Source organism: Paraburkholderia sp. HC6.4b (assembly GCF_014200875.1).
Taxonomy (GTDB): domain Bacteria; phylum Pseudomonadota; class Gammaproteobacteria; order Burkholderiales; family Burkholderiaceae; genus Paraburkholderia; species Paraburkholderia tuberum.
Genome location: NZ_JACHDC010000027.1, coordinates 99,872 through 122,694, shown reverse-complemented (window position 1 = coordinate 122,694; position 22,823 = coordinate 99,872). Strand labels below are relative to the sequence as shown.

Here is a 22,823-nt window from a genome sequence, read left to right as displayed (position 1 = left end):
CCGCCGTGCCGCAACTGTACGGCCGGATGGATGGGCCATTACCAGTGGTACGGAAAGAACGACCTGCGGCGAATTCAGGGCAAGTGTCGCTACGTGGTCGCCGGGTCGCAGTCCCGCAGCGTTAAGTGCGGATGCGAGTGATGCGATTCCCCCAGGCATTTCGCGCCAATTCAACAGTTCTACGGCATGACTGGTGCAGCGGCGCATGCGCATGCCTGTTACCGGAGTGGCATTCAACGAGCGGTCCGAAAGCAGGGAAATTGACGTCAGTCGGACAACCGACGTCGAGCTTCGAGATACGGATCGTCGACGAGCAGGGCTGCCTCTGCGAGACCGGGACGGTAGGCGAGATCCAGATCCGCGGCCCTGCGGTCATGCGGGGCTACTGGCGGGACCCACTGAAAACGTCGGACACGATCAAGGATGGTTGTTGCGGTCGGGTGACGCGGGGTATATGGACGACGAAGGGTTTCTCTTTGTGGCAGATCGAATCAAGGACATGATCATTAGCGGCGGCGAGAACATCTATAGCGCCGAAGTCGAGAAAGTCTTGAGCATGCACCCGGCGGTAAGCCAATGCGCAGTGATCGGGGTGCCGGATGAGCATTGGGGTGAGCGAGTGCATGCCGTTATCGTCATCAAACCCGGGGCCTTCGCAACCCCCGCAGAACTGGACGCCCACTGCAGAGCCCACATTGCAGGCTACAAGGTGCCACGCGGATATGACATCCGCACCGAGCCACTGCCTCTATCTGGAATAGGAAAAATACTGAAAAACAGACTGCGCGACGTGCTGTGGGACAAATAGGAGAAGACGATCGTCAATAACGAATCGTCGGAAATCATTCGTATGTAGAACTCGGCCTTCGACGGTCTCGGCACCACGCCTGGCGATTACTATCCGGCGCCATTACGCCGCAAGATCGACGAACTAAACGACCGCGTGTACGACACGCTGAATAACGGCGTTTACAAATCCGGCTTTGCAACGACGCAAAGCGCGTACGAGGAAGCAGTCGAGCCGCTATTCGAGACGCTGGCGTGGCACGAGGAGCCGCCACACACGCACTGAAGGACCGGGATGGTCGTGGGCCATCTCAGGCTAGCCAGCCGCGCAGCCGTGCGTGATCGAGAAAGCGATAGACGTCGGGCGCAAGTTCGGACGTGCCGAAAAGCCGTTCGAGTTCGCCGATGATGTCGTCGAGCTCGTGTTCTCCGTCGCAACGCGCGAGGATCGCGCCGGCGCTAGTGTTGAGCTTCACCATCCCTTCGGGATAGAGCAGCACGTAGGCGTCCTGCGCCGCTTCCCACTGCAGGCGGAAGACGCTCCGCAGGCGGGGGCGCAGCGGCACGCCGCTATCCGCGTCACGCGTGTTCATAGGGGCCAGGCCTTTTCGACCGCATCGAGGATCGACCAGAGAATTATCGAGTTTGAACCACAGGATATCGAGCGCGCGCTGCTGCGCCTCGGGCGTGCCCGGCGTGGCGAGCGCCGCCCGCGGCGCCACTACGGCACTGCGGGCGGCATGCCGCAGCCCGCTCAGCGATTGGCGATATACATCGTGACTTCAAAGCCGAAACGCACCTCGGCGTACGACGGAGTGATCCATTGCATGGCATGTCTCCTTGTTTGCGATGGGACGGAAGAACCGCACTCGATGCGCGGCCGTTCCCTTCAAAGCAAAGGACATGCCGATGTCGCCACGCGAGGCTCGATTGGCTCGCGCACAAGCCTTCGCCTGGGTATGGGCGCCGACATCGTCAATTCGCTGATGTAAGCGGGACAAACGCGTCGCCATACGACGCGTTCGGGAGATGGGCAGTGTTGATTTTTGGAGCACCACTGCTGCGGGATGCAACAACGGTGTGACAGCACGTGGGCGAAACAGAAGTGCTGACGAAAGCGGCGCGGCGCGGCTCAGAAGTCGTCCACCTCACGATCCGGCTCGACCGCGGGCATCTTGCGATAGATCGTGTTGCGCGACACGCCGAGCTCGCGCGCGGCCGCCGAAACGTTGCCGCCATGCCGCGCGAGGGCGGCGGCAATCACCGACACGGTCACGTCCTGCAGGCGCGCGCACTCCGAAGCGAACGCATTGCCCGAGCCCGGCGTATCCGCCGCGCCGCTCGACGAAACGCCGCAGCGCAGATCATCGAAGAAGTCATCGGGCAAATGCTCGCGCCGGATCTCGGCGTCCGCGTCGACCATGGCCGCCGCAGTGCGCAGCAGGTTGCCAAGCTGCCTGAAGTTGCCCGGCCATGGACAGCGCTCGAACATCGCCATGACATCGGGTGCGACGTGAAGCGGCCGTCCGCGCGCGCTGGCGATCGATTCGCGCAGCAACATCTTCTGGATCACGACCGCGAGGTCGGTACGGTCGCGCAGCCGCGGCAGACGCACCACGAGGCCATTGAGCCGGTAGTAGAGATCCTCGCGGAAGCGGTTTTGCGCGATCATCTCGCGCAAGTCCCGGTGCGTCGCGCAGATGATCGCGACGTCCACCGCAATGCTCCTCGTCGAGCCGAGCGGGTTGACGACGCGTTCCTGCAGCACGCGCAGCAGCCGCACTTGCAGCGAGTACGGCATGTCGCCGATCTCGTCGAGAAACAGCGTGCCGCCGTTTGCCTGCAGCAGCTTGCCGATCGCGCCTTTGCGCCGCGCCCCGGTGAATGCGCCCTCCTCGTAGCCGAACAGCTCGGATTCGATCAGCGTCTCGGGAATCGAAGCACAGTTGACCGCCACGAACGGCCCGGCGCAGCGCGGCGAATCGTTGTGGATAGCCTGCGCGAGCAGTTCCTTGCCCGTGCCGGTCTCCCCATTGATCAGGATCGGAATGTCCTTGCCGATCACCCTCCTGACCTTCGCAATGACCGCGGCGACCTGCGGGTCACCCGTGTCGAGATAGCTCAGACGCGAGAGTCCGGCGGCCGCCTGCGGCGGCTCCTCGCGCGCGAGCGCGCGGGCGCCGTCGTGCACGGCGACCGGACGGCTGCCCTCGGCCAGCGACGCCCGCCTGAACTGCACGCGCGCGCAGACGACCGCGCCGCTGCTCAGGTTCAGCATCAGGTGCGGGTCGAGGCTCACGCGCGCGCGATCGATCAGTTGCGCGCTCGTGGTCTGGAACAGCGACGACAGCGTATATGCGCGCAGCCCGGCGAGCGACATGCCGAGCTGGAACTGGGCGCTCCGGTTGGCCGACAGAAAGCGTCCGTCGCTCGTGAACGCCACGAGGCCTTCCATCAACGTGCCCAGAAACTCCGGACGACTATGGAAGGACACCTGCAGCGTTTCGTGAAAGGTGGTCGTAAAGAGATGATTCTCGATCATCTGCACCGACATTTTGGCGAGCGCCATCGTGTGCTGATGGTAGCTGCGATAGTCGCCCGTCACGTCGAGCACCCCGATCGCGTCGCCATACGGATCGAGAATCGGCACGCTCGAGCAGGTCAGGAAGCGGTTTGCCGCCAGGTAGTGCTGGTCGCCGTGCACGACCATCGCGCAGCGCTCGGCCAGCGCCGTACCGATCGCATTGGTGCCCTGGCGGTCCTCGGCCCAGTTCGCGCCGGGCCGCAGCGCGACTTTCTCCGCGCGCGCGAGGAAGTCGTCGTCGCCGATCGAATGCAGGATCAGCCCTTCGGCATTGGTCAGCACGATCATGCTTTGCGTGTCGGCGATCTGCTCGTGCAGCGACTCCAGCACCGGCATCGCATGCGCGCACAACACCCGGTTCTGCTCGCGTTTGAGCACGAGACCCGCGTTCGAAAGAACCTCGTATTCCGGCCGCGCCGACGCGCACAGACCAAACGTTTCGGAGCGTTCGTGCGCTTTCTGAATTGCCGGCACGGGAAAGTCATTGGACCGTATGGCAGTCTGAGCCACGGCCCGGTGAACGTCATCGCGCATTGTCTCCCTCCTGGAAAGCCTGGTACCTTGCCAGACTTTTCTCCGTCCTCTTAAGCAAGCTCCGGGCCATCCATTTCAGCGACAGCTTCGCCCGCGATCCTGGCGTCGCGCTCGACCCGAGCCATGCGCGCCAGCGCTGCAGCTGTCCTGTTTCTCAACACTCCATCGCCCGGCGTTGTACCGGGATGCAACACATGGAGCGCTCTACGCGCGATATGTGCCGCCGCATGTTTCAGGCGTGCCGCCCTTTCGGACTCGCCCACAAAAATGGCATGTGACTTGCAGTAACGGCACCGCAACCGGATCGACACGGAACAAAGGGGCGACGCCTCTGCCGGCACTGCATCGACAAACACTCAGGAGACGACCATGAAGAACCGTTCGCCCGCCGCAGGCCGGCTGGCTGTCCTTGGAGCGAGCATCGCGATCGCGATGGCACTGAACGTGGCTCCGGTGCACGCCGCCCCGGACTACCCCGCCGTGACCTACGAGCGCCTCGCTCAAGCACAGAGCGACCCAGGCTGGCTCACCTACTACCGCAGCTATAGCGGCCAGTCACATTCGCCACTGAAGCAGATCGATGCATCGAATGTCGCCGGGCTCAAGGAGGCCTGGAGCTATCAGTTCCCCGCGGAACTCAAGCAAGGCTTCGAAGCAACCCCGATCGTCAACGGCGGCTACCTTTTCGTCAGCACGCCGAAAGACAACGTCTATGCATTCGATGTCAGGAGCGGCACGAAGCTCTGGAAATACGAGCCGAAGCTCGGCGCGGAATCGTTCAGGACCGCATGCTGCGACGTAGTGAATCGCGGCGTCGCGCTGTATGGCAAGAACGTCTACGTGGCCATGCTGAGCGGCGAGGTAGCCGCGATCGACGCGCAGAGCGGCAATGTCGTATGGAAGAAGCAGATGTTCGAACCGGGTCTCGGCTACGCGTTCTCGCTCGCGCCGCTCGCGCTCGACGGCGCGATCGTGGTCGGTACATCAGGCGGCGAGTATGGGATTCGCGGCTATATCGCCGCACTCGATCCCGACGACGGCTCGATCATCTGGAAGCGCTATACGATCCCGAATGCCGGCGACAAGGGCGGCGATACGTGGCCCGACGGCATGCAGGAACATGGCGGCGGCGCGGCGTGGCTGACCGGCACCTACGACGCCGCCACGCGGACGCTGTACTGGGGCGTCGGCAATCCGGGACCGTGGCTCGCCGCGCTGCGTCCCGGCGACAATCTGTACTCCGATTCCCTGCTCGCGCTCGATCCGAAGAACGGCGACCTGAAGTGGCACTATCAGTACACGAGTAACGACACGTGGGACTACGACGGCGTCAACACGCCGGTTCTTGCCAACATCAGCTACAAGGGCAAGCAGTATGACGCCATCATCCATGCCGACCGCAACGGCTTCTTCCACGCGATCGACCGCAAGACCGGCAAGCTGATCTACGCGGAGCCGTTCGTCAAGGCGCTGTCGGTGACGGGCTATACCGCCGACGGCAAACCAGTTCAGGACGCCAGCCGGTTTCCCAAGGCCGGCACGACGATCAACACCTGTCCGAGCTTTCTCGGCGGCAAGAACTGGTGGTCGACTTCCTACGATCCCGAGCGGCACATCGCGGTGGTGCCCTCGCTGCATGCGTGCATGAGCCTGTCCGGCAAGTCGGTCAGCTACATGGAGGGTCTGCCCTACCTCGGCGAAGGCTTCGAGATCCAGCCTGAACCGGGCAGCCAGGGTTATGGCGAGCTTCAGGCCATCGATGTCAATACGGGCAAGAAGCTGTGGGGTCACTGGACCAGGATGCCCTGGAACGGTGGCGTCGCCACCACGGCCAGCGGCCTCGCCTTCAGCGGCTCGCTCGACGGCCATCTGTACGCGTTCGACGTGACGACGGGCAAGGTGCTGTGGGAGAGCCCGCAACTCGCGAGCGGCATCGTCGCGCAACCTTCCGTGTTCGAAGTCGACGGCAAGGAATACGTGGCCGTGCTCGCGGGCTACGGCGGTGCGAATCCGATCTGGGGCGGCCCGATGGCCGACGTCGCGAAGGACGTTCCGCGCGGCGGCACGCTGTACGTGTTCGCGCTCGATCGCAGCTAGGCGCAGCCACCGCACCCGCATCGTTCTGCCCATCCGGCCTTCGCAGCCGCATCTTTCCGCGCCCGCGCGCAGCCCATGCGGGCGCGGTGTTCCCGCCATCACAGGAACGCACCATCATGAACATTCGATTCACTCACCTTGCTCTCGCCAGCGCGCTCGTCGCCGGCGCCGCACATGTTGCCGTCCAGGCGGCCGCGCGGACGTCTTCCAGCGTCCGTGTGTGCACGATGCCCGGCAGCCCTTCGGCCGAGCTGGACAAGTCCGTTGCACGCGCGGTGTTGAGCGCGGCGGGCATTACCGCGACATTCGCGCCGCGCGGCATCGACGACGACGGCGGCGACGACGGCATCTCCGCTCGCGAGCTCTCGACATCGCTGCAGCGCAACTGCGACGTGATCGCGGGCTTTCCGCGTTCGAGCGTGGCCGACGGCTCCGACTCGCACCTGCTCTTTTCCGACAGCTATCTGCACTCCGGTTACGTCAGCGTCACGCTGCGCGGCGGCCATGCGGCCAACACCCCCGTCGCGGCGCCGGACGGCAAGATCACCATTGCCGCCACCTGGTCGAGCCCGTCGCAACTGATCGCGGTCCAGCAGAAGAACGCGCGCTTCGATCTGGAAACCACCTCCGAGCTGACCGTCGACGCCCTCGCGAAAGGGCGCGCCCAGCGCGCGATCGTCTGGTACCCGGCCGTGGTGGCGTATCGGCATGCGCACCCGCAGCAGCACTTCGACGTTGCCGTCGCCGAGTCGCCCTATGCCGACTGGAATCTGGTGTTCGCGTCGGGGCCCGACACGCAGCCGCTGCAAAAGCGCATCGATGACGCGCTCACGCGTCTGCGCAGCGATGGCCGGCTCGCAGCGCTCACGCGCAACTGGGCGCTGCCAACCACCCTCGCGAGCGGTTCGGCGACCGTGGCCAGCACTCACGCGAATCTCGCGCGCTATCTCGACGGCCCGACCCAGGCGTCGCCGCGTGCGGACCTATGGCGCGTGGGCGGCATGCCCGCCGCCGGCGGCTTCATCAAGGTTGCGGCGACGACCGAGACACCGTCGTTCGATCACGATCAGGTCACCCACGGTGAACATCTGTATGCCGATTCGTGTGCGAAATGCCACGGCGAGAAGCTCGAAGGCAACACCGCGCCGTCGTTGATCGGACCGGCCTTCGCGCCAGCGGCGAACTCGCATCTGACGATCGGCGGCATTTACCAGTACATGTCGACCAACATGCCCGCGGATCATCCCGGCAAGATGAGCGACGAGGAGTACGCCGATCTGATGGCCTTCCTGCTCTATACGAATGGCTACGACGCCGGTAGCGCGAAGCTGACCGCGCAAGCCGCGCAATCCTCGACCACACCGCTGAACGCCGGACCGCGCCACTAACACGTTGCTTCGCACCGCATTACGACGCCACGCCGCTTCAAGCGAATGCGGCATGAACGACCCATTTCTTTTCTCAGGGCATCATCATGGTCTCTCACAACCGCAGACACTTCATTCTCCAGGCCGCGGGCCTGTGTGCCGCGCTCGCCAGCGCCGAGCTCGCGTTAGCCGCGCCGCCCGCCGTCGATGAAAACGACGCCACGGCCAGCTCGCTCGGCTATCGTGCGAAAGCGAGCAGCGTCGACGTCGCGAAGTTCCCCAAGTACCACGCGGGCCAGACCTGCGCGAACTGCCGTTTCTATACCGGCGCAGCGGGCGAGGCTTCAGGACCGTGCCCGATGTTCCCCGGCAAATCGGTTGCCGCTGACGGCTGGTGCAACGTCTATGCGCAACGAGTTTGAGCGCTGGTCCGTGGGTGCGCCGCGAAGCGGCGCACCCACGACGGCAGGCGAAGACACGTCGCCCCTGGACCCTTCGCTCGCTGATTCGATGCGATAGCTGAACGACGTTCGAGCTCTGCTAAGCTACGGTCCGCCGCACCTATTCTTAGGCTCCCGAACAAACCGCGAGATCATTTGAACCGGAGAAGATCGATGTCGACACCCTGGCTGGGGCGCTGCCTGTGCGGCGCGGTGCAATACGAAGCTCGCGGTGATTCACTCGCGCAACTGATCTGCCATTGCCGCGATTGTCAGCGCGCGTCAGGTTCCGCGGGGTTGCCGGTTGTCGTAGTGAGAGCCGCCGGCTTTTCGTTCAAAGGCGACGTCAGGCCTTATACGAAGATCGGCGGCAGCGGAATGCCCACGACGCGCAACTTCTGCGCTCATTGCGGCAGCCTGCTATTCGCTACGCCGCATCATGCGCCGGACATCGTGACCCTCTATGCCGGCACGCTCGATGATCCTGCGCGGTTCAAGCCCGAGTTCGCCCAGTTCACGTCCGAACGCCATCAACTGGATGCCCACCAGCCTGACATTCCCCACCATCCGCGAAGAGCGCCCTGAGCGGTGCAATCAAAGATGCCGTGTTTGCGCGGGCGGATTGCCCCAGTCGTCGTGCAGCCCATCGCGATAGGTGACTGGCGCATTCAACGCCGCATCGAGATCGAGTTCATCGAGGCACATGATGTTCACGTTGATATACGGATACCCTGTGCCGTTTGGCATATCGATGCGATCGAATACGTGGACGCCGCAGCGTGTGCAGAACGGGTGATGCGCGACCGCATTGTGCCCCTGATATTCGCTGAGCGCGGCTTCATCCGAAAGAAGACGAAAATCTTCCCGGCGAACCTGCACGTGCCAGAATCGCAGCCTGCTGCAGTAGCTGCAATTGCACTTCGACGTGCCCTCGTCGAAATCGATGCGAGCCTCGAACTTCACGAATTGGCAATGGCAACTTCCGAGGTACGTGCGCAACATGGGGTTCTCCGGGGTTGAGGGCCGCTGCCATTATGGACGGCACGACTTCGCGCTGCCAATGCAGGAGCCGTCGCAACCCTCGCAGTAATGGCGGTCGCGCACCGCGCGATCCACGCGCCAGACGTTCGCCGCAACCGGCGCCGCCGTCCCCGCCGAGCGTCCGTTTTCCCGCGCATGAAAGGTCGGCTCGCCCGCCTTGCCGCGGCGAATCGCTTCATCGACGTCCTGCTCGCCGAACACCGCTTTCAGTTCGGCCACGAACGCCGCGATCTCCGGCATCGGATGCCCGGCTGGCTTGCGCACTCGCATGTCCATGAACCCGCCCCCCAAAAAGTGCCTGTTCGCTATCTCATAAAACCATGTAGGATACTGTATATCCATACAGGTATTTTCGCAAATGACAGCCCCCCTGCCAGCACCGGAAGCCATTCACCCGTCCTTGTGGCGGGCGTCCCAGCTTGGCGCTGGCCGCGGCCGCAGCGTCGATACCGGCTATCCGGCCCTGTCGGCGGAGTTGCCCGGCGGTGGCTGGCCGCTCGGCGCGCTGGTCGATCTGCTCGTGCAGCAGGCCGGCGTCGGCGAACTGCGGCTGTTGCAGCCGGCGCTCAGCGCCGTCGGCGAGCGTCCGCTCGTCTTCGTGCAACCGCCGCATACGCCGGACGGCCTCGGGCTCAACTACATCGGCCTGTCGCTGCAGCAGGTGCTGCGGATCAATGCGCCGAAAACCGCCGACGCGCTGTGGTCCGCCGAGCAGATCCTGCGCGCCGGCAGTTGCGGCGCGCTGATCTTCTGGGCGCAGTACGCGCAGGCGTCCTCGCTGCGCCGTCTGCATCTGGCCGCGCAGTCGTCGGAGACGCTTTTCATCATGGTGCGGCCGCTCGCCACCGCGCAGGAGGCATCCCCCGCGCTGCTGCGGCTCGCGCTCAGGCCATCGGCCGAAGGTCTCACCATCGACATCGTGAAACGACGAGGGCCCGCTCGCGCAGAGCCCCTGTCGATTCCCCTTCAACCCACTCCCGTTCTGCTTTCCCGACATGCGCGTCTTTCTCGCCGTTCATCTGCCAAAGTTGCCGCTCGAGGTCTTCAGACCGAAGTGGTCGCCTGAGCCCGTGCATGGCTGCGCGGTGCTGGAGAAAGACAAGGTGGTCATGGCCGACCCCGCCGCGCGCTCGGCAGGCGTGCGTCCGGGCATGAAGCGCGGCGGCGTGTTGACGCTGTCGCCGCAGACCGAAATGTATGAGCGCGATAGCGGCCGTGAAACGGCAGCCCATCGCGAGGTGGGTATCGCGCTGATGCGCTTCTCGCCCGAAGTCGCGCTGCTCGATGAGGCGACGGTCGTCGTCGAGATCGGCGCGAGTTTGCGGCTCTTCGGCGGCCTGCTCGCGCTGTGCCGCGATACGAAAACCATCCTCGACGCGCTCGGCTTCACCGCGCGCATCAGTGCCGCGCCGACCGGCCAGGGCGCGTGGCTGCTCGCGAAGTTTGGCAACCGGCGCGTGCTGAAGCTCGCGTCGCTCGACCAGCGCCTGTCCGCCCTGCCGATGCTCGCCGTGCCCGAAGTCCGCCCGTTCGCCGACTGGTTCACGGGCCTCGGTTGCGAGCGCATCGCCGATCTGCGCCGCCTGCCCCGCGCCGGCTTGCAGCGCCGCTGCGGCGAACATCTGCTCGACTCGCTCGACCGCGCGTTCGGGACCGCGCCCGAACTGTTCGACTGGCTCGAACTACCGCCCACGTTCTCGGCGCGCATCGAGATGCCGGACCGGCTCGAACACGCGGATGGCGCGGTGTTCGGCGCGCAGCGCCTGATCGTGCAACTGTGCGGATGGCTGTGCGCAAAACAGCTCGCGCTCACCGGCATTCGCCTATCGCTCGAACACGAGCGCGGACGCGCTGCGATCGAGCCGACCACGATCGACGTCGCACTCGGCGAGCCGACCTGGCGCGAAGAACATCTGATGCGGCTGCTCAAGGAGCGGCTGCATCGTATCGAGCTCGCCGCGCCCGTGATCGCGTTGCGGCTCGACGCGTCGAACGTCGAGTCGGCCGTGCCCGCGTCCGACACGCTGTTTCCCGAACCGGGCGGCTCGCAGGAGGATCACGCGCGGCTGCTCGAACTGCTGGTCGCGCGGCTCGGCGAAGAGAACGTGCTGAAACCCGCGCCGAGCGCCGATCATCGTCCGGAGATCGCGAACCGCTGGCTGCCGGTGTCGCAGCCGGTCAAGCCCGGCCCGCTGCCGCAGAATCTGCCCCGCCCGACGTGGATGCTCGACACGCCCGTGCGTCTGCTGATGCGCCAGCACCGCCCGTTTTATGGCTCGCCGTTGCGCATGGTGTCGCCGGGCGAGCGCATCGAGAGCGGCTGGTTCGACGGCGAGCTCGTCACGCGCGACTACTTCGTCGCGCAGGCGGACGACCAGAGCTGCTACTGGATCTACCGCGAGCGCGTGAGCAGCCGCGACGCGGAAGAAGAGCAACGCTGGTTCCTGCATGGCCTGTTCGGCTGATAGGCGCGGATGAGCGGCCATGGACACCACCTTCACGATGCTGCCGGCGTATGCCGAGCTGTTCTGCTTTTCCAACTTCACGTTTCTGCGGGGCGCGTCGCACGCTGAGGAACTGGCCGAGCGTGCCGCGCAACTCGGCTACTCCGCGCTCGCGATCACCGACGAATGCTCGCTCGCGGGAGTCGTGCGCGCGCATGTCGCGGCGAAAGAAGCGAAGCTGCCGTTCATCGTCGGTTCGTATTTCCGGCTCGTCAACGCCGATGGTTCGCCGGCGTTCGGGCTGATCCTGCTCGCCCGCAACCGCAACGGCTACGGCAATCTGTCCGAGCTGATCACGCTGGCGCGCATGCGCGCGCCCAAGGGCGAATACCGGCTCACGCCGCAGGATCTGTCGCGGCCGGAGAAGGAGTATCGCCACCTGCTCGGCATGTCCGACTGCCTCGCGATTCTCGTGCCGGATTTCCCGGCCAGCGAAGACGCGCTCGATGCGCAGGTCGAATGGCTCGACGAAACGTTCACGGGCCGCGCATGGGTCGGCCTCGTGCTCCATCAACGCGCGATGGACGACCTCCATCGCGGCGCGGTCGAATTCGTCGCGCGCAGCCGCGACGTGCCCGTCGTCGCGCTCGGCGAAGTCGTGATGCACGTGCGCTCGCGCAAGCCGCTGCAAGACACGATGACCGCGATCCGGGTCGGCAAACCGGTCCATCAGTGCGGCTATGATCTGGCGCCGAACGCCGAGCAGCATCTGCGCTCGAGGTTGCGGCTCGCCAACCTGTACCCGCAAGACGCGCTGGCCGCGACGGTCGACATCATGAGCCGCTGCACGTTTTCGCTCGACGAGCTGCGCTACGAGTATCCCGACGAGCTGGTGCCGGCCGGCCATACGCCGGCCTCGTATCTTCGTCAGGAAACCTATGTCGGCGCGCAGCGGCGTTTTCCCGCGGGGATTGCGCATCACGTGCAGCAGCAGATCGAGCACGAACTCGAACTGATCGCGGACCTGCAGTACGAGCCGTATTTCCTGACCGTCTACGACATCGTCCGCTTCGCGCGCAGCCAGCACATTCTGTGTCAGGGGCGCGGGTCGGCCGCGAACTCGGCGGTCTGCTACTGCCTCGGCGTGACCGAGGTGGACCCCGCGCGCGGCAACATGCTGTTCGAGCGCTTCATCAGCAAGGAGCGCGGCGAGCCGCCCGATATCGACGTCGACTTCGAGCATCAGCGGCGCGAAGAAGTGATCCAGTACATCTATCGCAAGTACGGCCGCGACCGGGCGGCGATCGCGGCGGCGGTGTCGACCTATCGTCCGCGTGGTGCGCTGCGGGAAACGGGCAAGGCGCTCGGCGTCGATCCGCAGATCGTCGATGCGGTCGCGAAGTCGCATCACTGGTTCGATACCAGTCGGGATCTGCTCGCGCGTTTCGCGGAATCCGGCCTCGATCCGAACCAGCCCCTGATTCAGGCCTGGGCGAAGCTCGCCTCGCAACTGCTGAATTTTCCGCGCCACCTGTCGCAGCATTCGGGCGGCTTCGTGATCAGCCGCGGCAAGCTCACCCGGCTCGTGCCGGTGGAAAACGCGGCGATGGCCGACCGCTCGGTGATCGAGTGGGACAAGGACGACCTCGAATCATTGGGCTTGCTGAAGGTCGACGTGCTCGCGCTCGGCATGCTGTCGGCGATCCGGCGCACCCTCGACCTCGTTTCGGAACAGCGCGGAGAACGTTTCGAAATGCAGGACATCCCCGCCGAGGATGAGGCGACCTACGCGATGATTTCGGCCGCCGATACGGTCGGCGTGTTCCAGATCGAATCGCGCGCGCAGATGAGCATGCTGCCGCGCATGCGGCCAGAGAAGTTCTACGACCTCGTCATCGAAGTCGCGATCGTGCGGCCCGGTCCGATTCAGGGCGGCGCCGTGCATCCCTATCTGCAGCGCCGTCAGGGCTTCGAGCCCGTGACCTATCCGAGCGACGCGTTGAAGACCGCGCTGGGCCGCACACTCGGCGTGCCGATCTTCCAGGAGCAGGTGATGCAGGTGGCGATTCTCGCGGCCGGCTTCACCGCCGGCGAAGCCGACCAGTTGCGACGCGCGATGGCCGCGTGGAAACGCAAGGGCGGACTCGAAAAATACTATGACCGCATCGTGCTCGGCATGCAGGAGCGCGGCTACGACCAGGCCTTCGCCGAGGCGATCTTCGAGCAGATCAAGGGCTTCGGCAAATATGGCTTCCCCGAAAGTCACGCGGCCAGTTTCGCGCTGCTGGTCTATGCGAGCAGTTGGCTCAAGCGTCACGAACCCGAAGCCTTTCTCGCCGCGATGCTGAACAGCCAGCCGATGGGCTTCTATTCGCCGTCGCAACTGGTTCAGGATGCGCAGCGGCACGGCGTCACGGTGTTGCCGGTCGATGTGACGATCAGCGGTTGGGACTCCTCGCTCGAACACCGCGCGGGGGCGACGCGCCCCGCCGTGCGTCTCGGTCTTTCGCTGCTGCGCGGCATGAAGGACGGCGCCGCCGAACGGATCGAGAACGCGCGCGCGGTTCGCCCGTTCGCGAGCGTCAACGATCTCGCGCGCCGCGCGCAGCTCGACCGCAAAGACCTGCATGCGCTCGCGGATGCGAATGCGTTGGCAGCGCTCGCGGGAAACCGCCGCGAAGCGCTGTGGCAGTCGGTCGTCGCGGTGCCGGACAAGGATATGCTCGCGGCCGCGGCGACTCAGGACGAAACGCCCGAACTGGGCGCACCGAGCGAAGCGAACGACATCGTCGCCGACTACCGTTCGCTCGGCCTGACGCTCAACCGCCATCCGCTGGAACTGCTCCGGCCGCAGTTGCTCGCGAACCGGCTGATGCCGGCCTCGACGCTGCGGACCTATCGCGACGGCCGCCTCGCGCGCGGCTGCGGACTGGTGACGGTGCGTCAGCGTCCCGGCACGGCCAAGGGCGTCGTGTTCGTCACGCTCGAAGACGAGACCGGCAACGTCAACGTGATCATCTGGCCGAGTCTGCTCGAAAAACAGCGCAAAGAAGCGTTGGGCGCCGCGCTGCTCGCCGTATACGGCACGTGGCAGTGTCAGGGAGAAGTACGGCACCTCGTCGCGCAGCGGCTCGTCGACATGTCTCATCTGTTGGGCGAGTTGCAGACGACGAGCAGAGACTTCTGCTGACGCGAGCGCGCAAATGCGTATCATCGGAACGGCAAACGGAGGCATCCATGTGCTATTCGGCTCAGATTCTGGCGGACTACCGGCGCTACGTCCGCATGTTCGGCGCGCACATGAGCATCGAGGAATTCGCGCGTCTTTTCTTCGAACGCGCAGAGGACGGTCAGGCCAGGATTCCCAAAGCGATGGAAGACGCATTCTCGGAACCGCAGTCCGACGCGCAACGGGAAGTCTGGGCGCTGATCGAGCGCTTCAGATCGCAGCAGACCGTGAAGCTCGAACAGGAACTGTTCAAACAGCGCACCCGCTTCGCCGATGCCGAGCGCTCTTTGCAGACCAAAGCCACCAGGGCGGCGACCGAGAGCAAACGGATCGCCAAAGACAAGATCGACCGCACGCTCGAGCGACTCGACGACCTCGGCCGAACCGCACCCAAAGCAAGCGACTCGCGCATCTTTCCAGGCTACTACGCGCCGGTGATGATGATGGAGAATGGCCAGCGCGTCGTCAAACCGATGCGCTATCAGTGCCGCCTGGCCGGCAAGCCCGCATCGTACGACACCCGCTATCCCGGCACGTACAACGCTCGTCGGGACAGTCTCGAAAGTTTCTGGAAAGCGCTATTCGGCTATTCGCATGGACTCGTGCTGGCCAGTTCTTTCTATGAGAACGTCTCGCGCGCGCGAATGGAAGGCCGCGAACTGGCGCCCGGCGAGAAAGATGAAAATGTCCGGCTCGAGTTCCGGCCCAATCCGCCTCACGACATGCTGGTCGCATGCTTGTGGTCCCGCTGGAGCGGCAAAGGCGAGCCCGATCTATTGTCCTTCGCGGCCATCACCGATGATCCGCCACCCGAGGTGGCCGCTGCCGGCCATGATCGCTGCATCATTCCGATCAAGCCTGAGCATATCGACGCGTGGTTGAATCCCGATCCGCGCGATCTGGCAGCGTTGTACGCAATTCTCGATGATCGGGACCGGCCGTTCTACGAACATCGGATCGCGGCCTGAATACAAGACGCGGTTTCGCGGGCCGCGCGAGACGGTGTCGGATCATCCTTGCAATCTTCGCGCAGTAACATATTCTGCGTTATGGATGTTCATCGGCTGGCGAAGAATACCCGGTTGCAGAGGTCCGCCGACAGGCGCGATTCGGACCCCATCAATCATCGAAGCGCCTGCGCAGCGGGCCCGACACGATCCACACCCTCGGGTTGCGGCTGCAAGCACAGGAGACGTCGGTATGGGCAAACATCCCGCGGCGGACGCTTCGCAGCAGACCGCGCTCGGCAGCGACGAACTTCAGCTGATCGATGCGTGGTGGCGCGCATGCAATTATCTTTCGGTCGGCATGATCTATCTGCTGGACAACCCGCTGCTACGGGAGCCGCTGAAAGTCGAACACGTCAAGTATCGCCTGCTCGGACACTGGGGCGCGAGCCCGGCGTTATCGTTCGTCTGGGCGCATCTGAACCGCGTGATCAAACGCGACGATCTCGACGTCGTCTTCATGGCCGGTCCCGGACACGGCGCACCGGGCGTGCTCGGCCCCACCTATCTGGAAGGCACCTACTCGGAGATCTATCCGGACAAGAGCGCGGATGCCGAGGGCATGCAGAAGTTCTTCAAGCAGTTCTCGTTTCCCGGCCATATCGGTTCGCATGTGACGCCGGAGACGCCCGGGTCCATCCATGAGGGCGGCGAGCTTGGCTACAGCCTGTCGCATGCGTATGGCGCCGTGCTCGACAACCCGGACCTCATCGTGGCCTGCGTGGTCGGCGATGGAGAAGCGGAGACCGGCCCGCTCGCCACCGCGTGGCATTCGAATAAATTCATCAACCCGGCCCGCGACGGCACCGTGCTGCCGATCCTCAATCTGAACGGCTACAAGATCGCCAATCCGACCATCCTGTCGCGCATCAGCAGCAGAGAACTGGAAGCGCTCTTCGTCGGCTACGGCTACACCCCGCATTTCGTCGAAGGATCGGATCACGCGGAAATGCATCGGAAGATGGCGCACACGCTCGATACCGTGCTCGGCGAAATTCGCGCAATTCATCAGCAGGCACGCGCGAACGGCAATCTCGAGCGGCCGCTCTGGCCGATGATCGTGCTGCGCACGCCCAAGGGCTGGAGCGGACCGAAGCAGATCAACGGGCACAAGGTCGAAGGCTCGTGGCGCTCGCATCAGGTGCCTTTTTCCGATGTGCGCAACAACTCCGCGAATCTCGAAGTGCTCGAAGAATGGATGCGCAGCTACCGGCCCGCCGAACTTTTCGATGCCGAGGGCCGGCTGATCCCCGAACTCAAGGCGCTGTCGCCCCAAGGCCCGCGGCGCATGAGCGCCAATCCGCACGCGAACGGCGGCGTGCTGCGCCGCGAACTGAAGCTGCCCGACATCCGCGCGTACGCGGTGGATGTGCTGCACGCGGGCAAGGTGCTGCAGGAGAACACGCGGCCACTCGGCGAATTTCTGCGCGACACGATGCGCGCGAACATGAACACCTTCCGCGTGTTCGGCCCGGACGAAACGGCCTCGAACCGTCTGCAGTCGATCTACGAGGTCAGCAAGAAGGTGTGGATGGCCGAGATGCTCCCCGAGGACGAGGACGGCGGCGAACTGGCGCGCGACGGCCGCGTGATGGAGATGCTGTCCGAACACACGCTGATGGGATGGCTCGAAGGCTATCTGCTGACGGGCCGCCACGGCTTCTTCCATACCTACGAAGCGTTTGCGCACGTGGTGGATTCGATGTTCAACCAGCACGCGAAGTGGCTCGACATCAGCCGCAATCACGTGCCATGGCGCGCGTGGGTGTCGGCGGAAAACATTCTGCTGTCGTCGACCGTGTGGCGGCAGGATCACAACGGCTTTTCGCATCAGGACCCCGGCTTCATCGATCTCGTCACCAACAAGAGCCCCTCGGTCACGCGCGTCTATCTTCCGCCCGACGCGAACACGCTGCTGGTGGTCGCCGACCACTGTCTGCGCACCACCGACTGCATCAACGTGATCGTCGCCGACAAGCAGAAACACCTGCAATTCACCACCATCGACGAAGCCGTCGTGCACTGCGCCAAAGGCATCGGCGTGTGGCGGCGCGCGAGCAACGACGAGGACGCCGAACCGGACGTGGTGATGGCCTCGTGCGGCGACGTCGCCACCCAGGAAGCGCTGGCGGCGACGGCGATCCTGCGCGAACGTCTGCCCGAACTGAAGCTGCGTTTCGTCAACGTGGTCGACCTGTTCAGGATGCAGCCGGCGAGCGAGCACCCGCACGGCTCGACCGAACGCGAATTCGACAGCCTGTTTACGACCAATAAGCCGGTGATCTTCAATTTCCACGGTTACCCGTGGCTGATCCACAAGCTCGCCTATCGCTTTCGCAATCACGAGAATCTGCACGTGCGGGGCTACAAGGAGAAAGGCAACATCAACACGCCGCTCGAACTGGCGATTCTCAATCAGGTGGACCGCTTCAATCTGGTGATCGACGTGCTCGACCGCGTGCCGCGCTTGCAGGGCAGATCCGCGCATCTCAGGGAAGACATGAGGAACGCGATCGTCAGCAACCTGAACTATGCGCATACGCATGGCACGGACCGCGCCGAGATCGTCGACTGGGTCTGGCCCTTCTGAACGTCACGCGCAGCATGCACCGAGGAAAGCATCATGGCCGACGCTCCCACCACGACCTCGCAGCAAAGCGCGGATGCAGCGCGCACCGGCCTGAGCGCCGCCGCGCTCCAACGCGGCGTGCTCGACAATCTGCTGTGCCTGCGGGGCCGCTATCCGGCGATCGCTTCCCCGCATGACTGGTACATGGCGCTCGCGTATAGTGTGCGCGACCGGCTGCTGGCCCGCTGGGCAACCTCCGTACAGACCTACGCCGGAAGCGATGTGCGGGTCGCCTGCTACCTGTCCGCCGAGTTCCTGATCGGCCCGCAACTCGGCAACAACCTCGTCAATCTCGGCATCGAGGCCAACACACGTGAGGCGCTGCGCGCGCTCGGCGTCGACCTCGATATGCTGCTCGAACTCGAGGAAGAGCCGGGGCTCGGCAATGGCGGACTTGGCCGCCTCGCGGCCTGCTATCTGGATTCGCTCGCATCTTTGGAAATACCGGCCATCGGCTATGGCATCCGCTACGAGTTCGGCATCTTCGACCAGCAGATTCGCGACGGCTGGCAGGTCGAAACCACCGACAAATGGCTGCAAAAGGGCAATCCATGGGAGATCGTGCGCCCGGAGGTTGCGTACTACGTGGGGTTTGGCGGCAGCACCCACAACGAAACCGATGCACGCGGGAACCTGTGCGTGCGCTGGACACCCACACGGCAGGTCAAGGGCGTGGCTTGCGACACGCCGATGCCCGGCTATCACGTCAACACGTGCAACACCTTGCGGCTGTGGAAGAGCGAGGCGGTCGAGTCGTTCGACCTGCAGGACTTCAACGCCGGCGACTATTACGAGGCCGTCAACGAAAAGGTCATCTCCGAGACGCTGTCGAAGGTGCTGTATCCGAACGACGAGCCCGAGATCGGCAAGCGCCTGCGTCTCGCGCAGCAATACTTCTTCGTGTCGTGCTCGCTGCAGGACATGCTGCGCCTGCTCCAAATCAAGGGCGAACCGGTCGGACACTTCGCGCAGTTGTTCAACGTGCAGTTGAACGACACGCATCCGTCGATCGCCGTCGCCGAGCTGATGCGTCTGCTGGTGGACGACAGGCAGGTGCCGTGGGACGAGGCCTGGGACATCACGCGGCGCGCGCTCGCGTACACCAATCACACCCTGCTGCCCGAAGCGCTTGAAACCTGGGGGCTGCCGCTGATGCGCAACCTGCTGCCGCGCCTGCTCGAAATCATCTATGAGATCAACCGCCGCTTCCTCGACGAGGTCCGGCAGCGCTATCCGGGCGACGACGCGCGCATCGAACGCATGTCGCTGATCGACGAGCGCGGTGACAAGCTCGTGCGCATGGCGCATCTGGCGACGGTCGGCAGCCACGCGATCAACGGCGTCGCCGAACTGCATTCCGGGCTGCTCAAGCAGACCGTGCTGCGGGACTTCGCCGAATTGTGGCCCGAGCGCTTTCACAACGTCACGAACGGCGTCACGCCGCGCCGTTTCATGCTGCTTTGCAATCCGGCGCTCGCGCGGCTGCTCGACGAGACCATCGGCGCTGGCTGGGTCACTGATCTCGCGCGACTGCGCAAGCTCGAAGCCTATGCCGACGACGCCACGTTTCAGCAGCAGTGGCGTAGCGTGAAGCAGTCGAACAAGGCCGTGCTCGCCGAGCATATCCGGAGCGTCACGGGCATCGGCGTCGACACCGCCGCGCTGTTCGACGTGCAGGTCAAGCGCATCCACGAATACAAGCGGCAACATCTGAACGCGTTGCTGATCGTCACGCTGTACCGGCGCCTGCTGCGTGATCCGCAGCTCGCGCTGACACCGCGCTGTTTCGTATTCGGCGGCAAGGCGGCGCCCGGCTACGCGACGGCCAAGCTGATCATCCGTTTGATCAACGGCATCGCCGAAGTCGTGAATAACGACCCGATGGTGAACGGGCGGCTGAAAGTCGTGTTCTATCCGGACTTCAATGTGAAGAACGCGCACTTCATCTACCCTGCCGCCGACCTGTCCGAGCAGATTTCGACGGCCGGCAAGGAAGCATCGGGCACCGGCAACATGAAGTTCATGATGAACGGCGCGTTGACGATCGGCACGCTCGACGGCGCCAACGTCGAAATCCGCGAAGAGGTCGGCGACGAAAACTTCTTCCTGTTCGGCCTGAGCGCCGACGAAGTGGAACGTGTGAAGCGCGCGGGTTATCGCCCCGCGGACTATGTGAAGGATGACGCGGAACTGAGCGAAGTGCTGCAACTGATCGCCGACGGTCATTTCTCGCGAGGAGACCGCGAGATGTTCCGCCCGCTGATCGACAATCTGACGCACGCGGACCCGTTTCTCGTGCTCGCCGACTATGCCGCCTACGTGGCGTGTCAGGACGACGTGAGCGCCGCCTGGCAGGACACGCGGCGCTGGACCCGGATGTCGATCCTGAACACCGCGCGCTCGGGCAAGTTCTCTTCCGACCGCGCCATCGGCGAATACTGCGACAAGATCTGGAAGATCCGCCCGATGAGGATCACCCTTGATCAATGACCCTGAAACGGGATCGGTGCGTGCTCATGCGGTTCGCTCCGGGTCGCGGTTTCCCGTGGGCGCGTCGGCGGTGCCCGGCGGCATTAATTTCTGCATCTTCTGCCGTCACGCGACGCGCGTCGAGCTGTTGCTGTACGACGCGGCTGACAGCCCCGAGCCGTTCCAGATCATCACGCTCGCCGCCGCTTGCAACCGCACCTTCTACTACTGGCACGTGATGGTCGAAGCGCTGCCGTTCGGCACCTACTACACGTGGCGGGCGGACGGTCCGCGCGATACGCGCTCTAGCGGCCACGCGTTCGACCCCGACAGCGAACTCCTCGACCCGTATGCCCGCGCGGTCAGCGACGTGCTCTGGACGCGGCCTGCGCTCGGCCAGCCGAATCCCAACGGGCACAAAACCCACCGCGCGATCGTGACAGAACCCCTGCCCTCGTCCCCTGGGCGTATCTCGCGCGGACTCGACGACGCGATCATCTACGAGCTGCATGTCGGCGGCTTTACACGTGATCCGTCGAGCGGCGTGCAGCATCCCGGTACCTTCGCCGGCCTGATCGAAAAGATTCCGTACCTGACGCAGCTTGGCGTGACCCACGTCGAGCTGCTGCCGGTGATGGCCTTCGACGAACAGGACGTTCCGCCCGCCACGGCGGCCCTCGGCCTGAGCAACTACTGGGGTTACAGCACGCATAGCTATTACAGCCCGCATCCTCGCTACTGCCGCGATCCCGCGCGCGCGCCCCAGGAGTTTCGCGCGCTGACCGACGCCATGCACGCCGCGGGCATCGCCGTGCTGCTCGACGTCGTGTTCAACCATACGGCCGAAGCGGGCGAGACGGGCCCCGTCATCAACTTCAAGGGCCTCGTCAACGATATCTTCTACCACCTCGACGCGGCCGACCGGCGCCGCTACCGGGACTACACCGGCTGCGGCAACACGATCAATTGCAACCATCCACTGGTGACGACGTTCATCGTGCGCTGCCTCGAATACTGGGTGGAAGAACTCGGCGTCGATGGCTTCCGGTTCGATCTGGCGAGTATCTTCGCGCGCGACCAGCGCGGCGAGCTGATGGTCGATCCACCGCTGCCCTGGGCGATCGAGTCTTCGCGTGTGCTGTCGCGCGTGCCGTTGATCGCGGAGGCGTGGGACGCCGCCGGCATGTATCAGGTCGGCGCCTTTCCCGGCATGGCGTGGGCCGAGTGGAACGGCCGCTATCGGGACGTGATTCGCCGTTTCGTGCGCGGCGACCCGGGGCTCATCGGGGCGGTCGCGACCTGCATCGCGGGCAGCTCGGACCTCTATGCGGACGACGGCAGGCTGCCCAACAACAGCGTCAACTTCGTGACGTGCCACGACGGCTTCACGCTGATCGATCTCGTCAGCTACGAATCGAAGCGCAACGAAGCCAACGGCGACGAGAATCGCGACGGCAGCTCCGACAACCTGTCGTGGAACTGTGGCGTCGAGGGCGAGACCGGCGACGCCGGGATTCTCGGTCTGCGACACCGCCAGGCACGCAACGTGATGGCCATCCTGTTCCTGAGTCTGGGTGTGCCGATGACGCTCGCCGGCGACGAGGTGCTGCGCAGCCAGCGCGGCAACAACAACGCCTATTGTCAAGACAACACCCTCAGCTGGTTCGACTGGACACCCACTGAAGCCGGCTCGGCCATGTCGCGCTTCGTGCGCGAGCTGATCGCGCTGCGCAAGCGCCACGCAAGTTTGCGGCGGCGGTATTTCCTGACCGGCCGGCCCTCGCCGGGGCAGACTCGGCCGGATGCGGCATGGCACGGCGAGCGCCTGAACGAGCCGGGCTGGCACGATCCAGGCGCGCGGCTTCTCGCCGTCACGCTGGGCGGCGAAGCGCCTGGCGAGCCGGCACTGCACGCGGTGTTCAACATGGACGATTGCGCCCGCACGGTCCAGTTGCCCGCGCCCGACGGGCGGCGCTGGCGGCGTATCGTCGATACCGCGCGCGACAGTCCGCATGACATCGTGCAAGCGGCGCAACAGGTCGCTGTCGAAAGCGATCAATTTCGCGTCGAGGCACGCAGCGTCGTGGTTCTGGAAGAAGCGAGCTGAACCGACGCAATTAACCCGGGTTCTTGTCCACTAATGTCGATGCTGTGGCGGATATGCCGTGCGCAGTTTCGATTTACTGGCGGAACAAT

17 protein-coding genes and 2 pseudogenes are annotated in these 22,823 nt (G+C 64.5%); 14 read left to right on the top strand and 5 right to left on the bottom strand.

The window, feature by feature from the left end; translation table 11 throughout:
- Positions 1-131: 131 nt before the first annotated feature.
- From HDG34_RS39635 to HDG34_RS33775, 3 genes and pseudogenes are all read left to right on the top strand, one after another.
- Positions 132-503: an AMP-binding protein gene (locus HDG34_RS39635; RefSeq protein WP_311734903.1), complete on the top strand. Its 372-nt coding sequence runs from the start codon at positions 132-134 to the stop codon at positions 501-503.
- Positions 455-706, top strand: a pseudogene (locus HDG34_RS39965) (AMP-binding enzyme); the annotation flags it as partial. The gene HDG34_RS39635 and the pseudogene HDG34_RS39965, both read left to right, overlap by 49 nt.
- A gap of 84 nt (positions 707-790) precedes the next feature.
- A pseudogene (locus HDG34_RS33775) lies at positions 791-1,054 on the top strand (glutathione S-transferase family protein); the annotation flags it as partial.
- Positions 1,055-1,097: 43 nt separating this feature from the next.
- Here the strand turns inward: HDG34_RS33775 and pqqD are convergent.
- From pqqD to HDG34_RS33760, 3 genes are all read right to left on the bottom strand, one after another.
- The gene (pqqD, locus tag HDG34_RS33770) at positions 1,098-1,379 is read right to left on the bottom strand and encodes a pyrroloquinoline quinone biosynthesis peptide chaperone PqqD (protein ID WP_184044028.1); all 282 of its coding nucleotides are present in this window, start codon (positions 1,377-1,379) and stop codon (positions 1,098-1,100) included.
- A 161-nt stretch (positions 1,380-1,540) separates the two neighbouring features.
- Entirely contained in the window at positions 1,541-1,615 is a 75-nt protein-coding gene (gene pqqA, locus HDG34_RS40295; protein ID WP_090805708.1) for a pyrroloquinoline quinone precursor peptide PqqA, read from the bottom strand.
- 303 nt (positions 1,616-1,918) lie between these two features.
- Positions 1,919-3,904, bottom strand: a complete 1,986-nt coding sequence (locus HDG34_RS33760) for a sigma-54-dependent Fis family transcriptional regulator (RefSeq protein WP_184066920.1) — start codon at positions 3,902-3,904, stop codon at positions 1,919-1,921.
- 369 nt (positions 3,905-4,273) lie between these two features.
- Here HDG34_RS33760 and HDG34_RS33755 point away from each other — a divergent pair, with 369 nt between their 5' ends.
- From HDG34_RS33755 to HDG34_RS33740, 4 genes are all read left to right on the top strand, one after another.
- Positions 4,274-6,001 (top strand): methanol/ethanol family PQQ-dependent dehydrogenase, encoded by a 1,728-nt coding sequence (locus HDG34_RS33755; RefSeq protein WP_184066917.1) that lies wholly within the window; start codon positions 4,274-4,276, stop codon positions 5,999-6,001.
- 116 nt (positions 6,002-6,117) lie between these two features.
- Positions 6,118-7,389 (top strand): c-type cytochrome, encoded by a 1,272-nt coding sequence (locus tag HDG34_RS33750; RefSeq protein WP_184066914.1) that lies wholly within the window; start codon positions 6,118-6,120, stop codon positions 7,387-7,389.
- 86 nt (positions 7,390-7,475) lie between these two features.
- Complete coding sequence (locus tag HDG34_RS33745; protein WP_184066911.1) at positions 7,476-7,790, top strand: high-potential iron-sulfur protein; 315 nt, start codon at positions 7,476-7,478, stop codon at positions 7,788-7,790.
- A 192-nt stretch (positions 7,791-7,982) separates the two neighbouring features.
- The gene (locus tag HDG34_RS33740) at positions 7,983-8,393 is read left to right on the top strand and encodes a GFA family protein (RefSeq protein ID WP_184066908.1); all 411 of its coding nucleotides are present in this window, start codon (positions 7,983-7,985) and stop codon (positions 8,391-8,393) included.
- 9 nt (positions 8,394-8,402) lie between these two features.
- Here HDG34_RS33740 and HDG34_RS33735 read toward each other — a convergent pair whose 3' ends face one another.
- Both HDG34_RS33735 and HDG34_RS33730 read right to left on the bottom strand, forming a co-directional pair.
- Complete coding sequence (locus HDG34_RS33735) at positions 8,403-8,810, bottom strand: GFA family protein (RefSeq protein ID WP_184066905.1); 408 nt, start codon at positions 8,808-8,810, stop codon at positions 8,403-8,405.
- 30 nt (positions 8,811-8,840) lie between these two features.
- Positions 8,841-9,125 carry a hypothetical protein gene (locus tag HDG34_RS33730; RefSeq protein ID WP_184066902.1) on the bottom strand — a complete coding sequence of 95 codons (285 nt, stop codon included), beginning with the start codon at positions 9,123-9,125 and terminating at the stop codon, positions 8,841-8,843.
- Positions 9,126-9,207: 82 nt separating this feature from the next.
- On the opposite strand from HDG34_RS33730, the gene imuA reads away from it, so the two are divergent.
- The 7 genes from imuA (at position 9,208) to glgX (ending at position 22,734) form a co-directional block, all read left to right on the top strand.
- Positions 9,208-9,915: a translesion DNA synthesis-associated protein ImuA gene (imuA, locus tag HDG34_RS33725; protein WP_184066899.1), complete on the top strand. Its 708-nt coding sequence runs from the start codon at positions 9,208-9,210 to the stop codon at positions 9,913-9,915.
- A complete protein-coding gene (locus HDG34_RS33720) occupies positions 9,845-11,314 on the top strand; it encodes a DNA polymerase Y family protein (RefSeq protein ID WP_184066896.1) in 1,470 nt (489 codons plus the stop codon). The genes imuA and HDG34_RS33720 overlap by 71 nt, the downstream gene beginning before the upstream one ends.
- 19 nt (positions 11,315-11,333) lie before the next feature.
- Entirely contained in the window at positions 11,334-14,483 is a 3,150-nt protein-coding gene (locus HDG34_RS33715) for an error-prone DNA polymerase (protein WP_184066893.1), read from the top strand.
- 47 nt (positions 14,484-14,530) lie between these two features.
- Entirely contained in the window at positions 14,531-15,490 is a 960-nt protein-coding gene (locus tag HDG34_RS33710; RefSeq protein ID WP_184066890.1) for an SOS response-associated peptidase family protein, read from the top strand.
- 232 nt (positions 15,491-15,722) lie between these two features.
- Positions 15,723-18,119, top strand: coding sequence for a phosphoketolase (locus HDG34_RS33705; protein ID WP_184066887.1), 2,397 nt, complete (start codon positions 15,723-15,725; stop codon positions 18,117-18,119).
- A 33-nt stretch (positions 18,120-18,152) separates the two neighbouring features.
- Positions 18,153-20,648, top strand: a complete 2,496-nt coding sequence (locus HDG34_RS33700; protein WP_184066884.1) for a glycogen/starch/alpha-glucan phosphorylase — start codon at positions 18,153-18,155, stop codon at positions 20,646-20,648.
- Positions 20,638-22,734: a glycogen debranching protein GlgX gene (gene glgX / locus HDG34_RS33695; RefSeq protein WP_221309343.1), complete on the top strand. Its 2,097-nt coding sequence runs from the start codon at positions 20,638-20,640 to the stop codon at positions 22,732-22,734. Before HDG34_RS33700 ends, glgX begins: the two co-directional genes overlap by 11 nt.
- Positions 22,735-22,823: the final 89 nt, after the last annotated feature.

Bases quoted from the DNA above. Each gene is read 5' to 3' on its own strand.
- HDG34_RS33740 (WP_184066908.1), top strand. From the start codon at position 7,983: ATGTCGACACCCTGGCTGGGGCGCTGCCTGTGCGGCGCGGTGCAATAC.
- HDG34_RS33710 (WP_184066890.1), top strand. From the start codon at position 14,531: ATGTGCTATTCGGCTCAGATTCTGGCGGACTACCGGCGCTACGTCCGC.
- HDG34_RS33715 (WP_184066893.1), top strand. From the start codon at position 11,334: ATGGACACCACCTTCACGATGCTGCCGGCGTATGCCGAGCTGTTCTGC.
- HDG34_RS33745 (WP_184066911.1), top strand. From the start codon at position 7,476: ATGGTCTCTCACAACCGCAGACACTTCATTCTCCAGGCCGCGGGCCTG.
- HDG34_RS33705 (WP_184066887.1), top strand. From the start codon at position 15,723: ATGGGCAAACATCCCGCGGCGGACGCTTCGCAGCAGACCGCGCTCGGC.
- HDG34_RS33755 (WP_184066917.1), top strand. From the start codon at position 4,274: ATGAAGAACCGTTCGCCCGCCGCAGGCCGGCTGGCTGTCCTTGGAGCG.
- HDG34_RS33760 (WP_184066920.1), bottom strand. From the start codon at position 3,904: ATGCGCGATGACGTTCACCGGGCCGTGGCTCAGACTGCCATACGGTCC.
- HDG34_RS39635 (WP_311734903.1), top strand. From the start codon at position 132: ATGCGAGTGATGCGATTCCCCCAGGCATTTCGCGCCAATTCAACAGTT.
- HDG34_RS33720 (WP_184066896.1), top strand. From the start codon at position 9,845: ATGCGCGTCTTTCTCGCCGTTCATCTGCCAAAGTTGCCGCTCGAGGTC.
- pqqD (WP_184044028.1), bottom strand. From the start codon at position 1,379: ATGAACACGCGTGACGCGGATAGCGGCGTGCCGCTGCGCCCCCGCCTG.
- imuA (WP_184066899.1), top strand. From the start codon at position 9,208: ATGACAGCCCCCCTGCCAGCACCGGAAGCCATTCACCCGTCCTTGTGG.
- HDG34_RS33700 (WP_184066884.1), top strand. From the start codon at position 18,153: ATGGCCGACGCTCCCACCACGACCTCGCAGCAAAGCGCGGATGCAGCG.
- HDG34_RS33735 (WP_184066905.1), bottom strand. From the start codon at position 8,810: ATGTTGCGCACGTACCTCGGAAGTTGCCATTGCCAATTCGTGAAGTTC.
- HDG34_RS33730 (WP_184066902.1), bottom strand. From the start codon at position 9,125: ATGGACATGCGAGTGCGCAAGCCAGCCGGGCATCCGATGCCGGAGATC.
- HDG34_RS33750 (WP_184066914.1), top strand. From the start codon at position 6,118: ATGAACATTCGATTCACTCACCTTGCTCTCGCCAGCGCGCTCGTCGCC.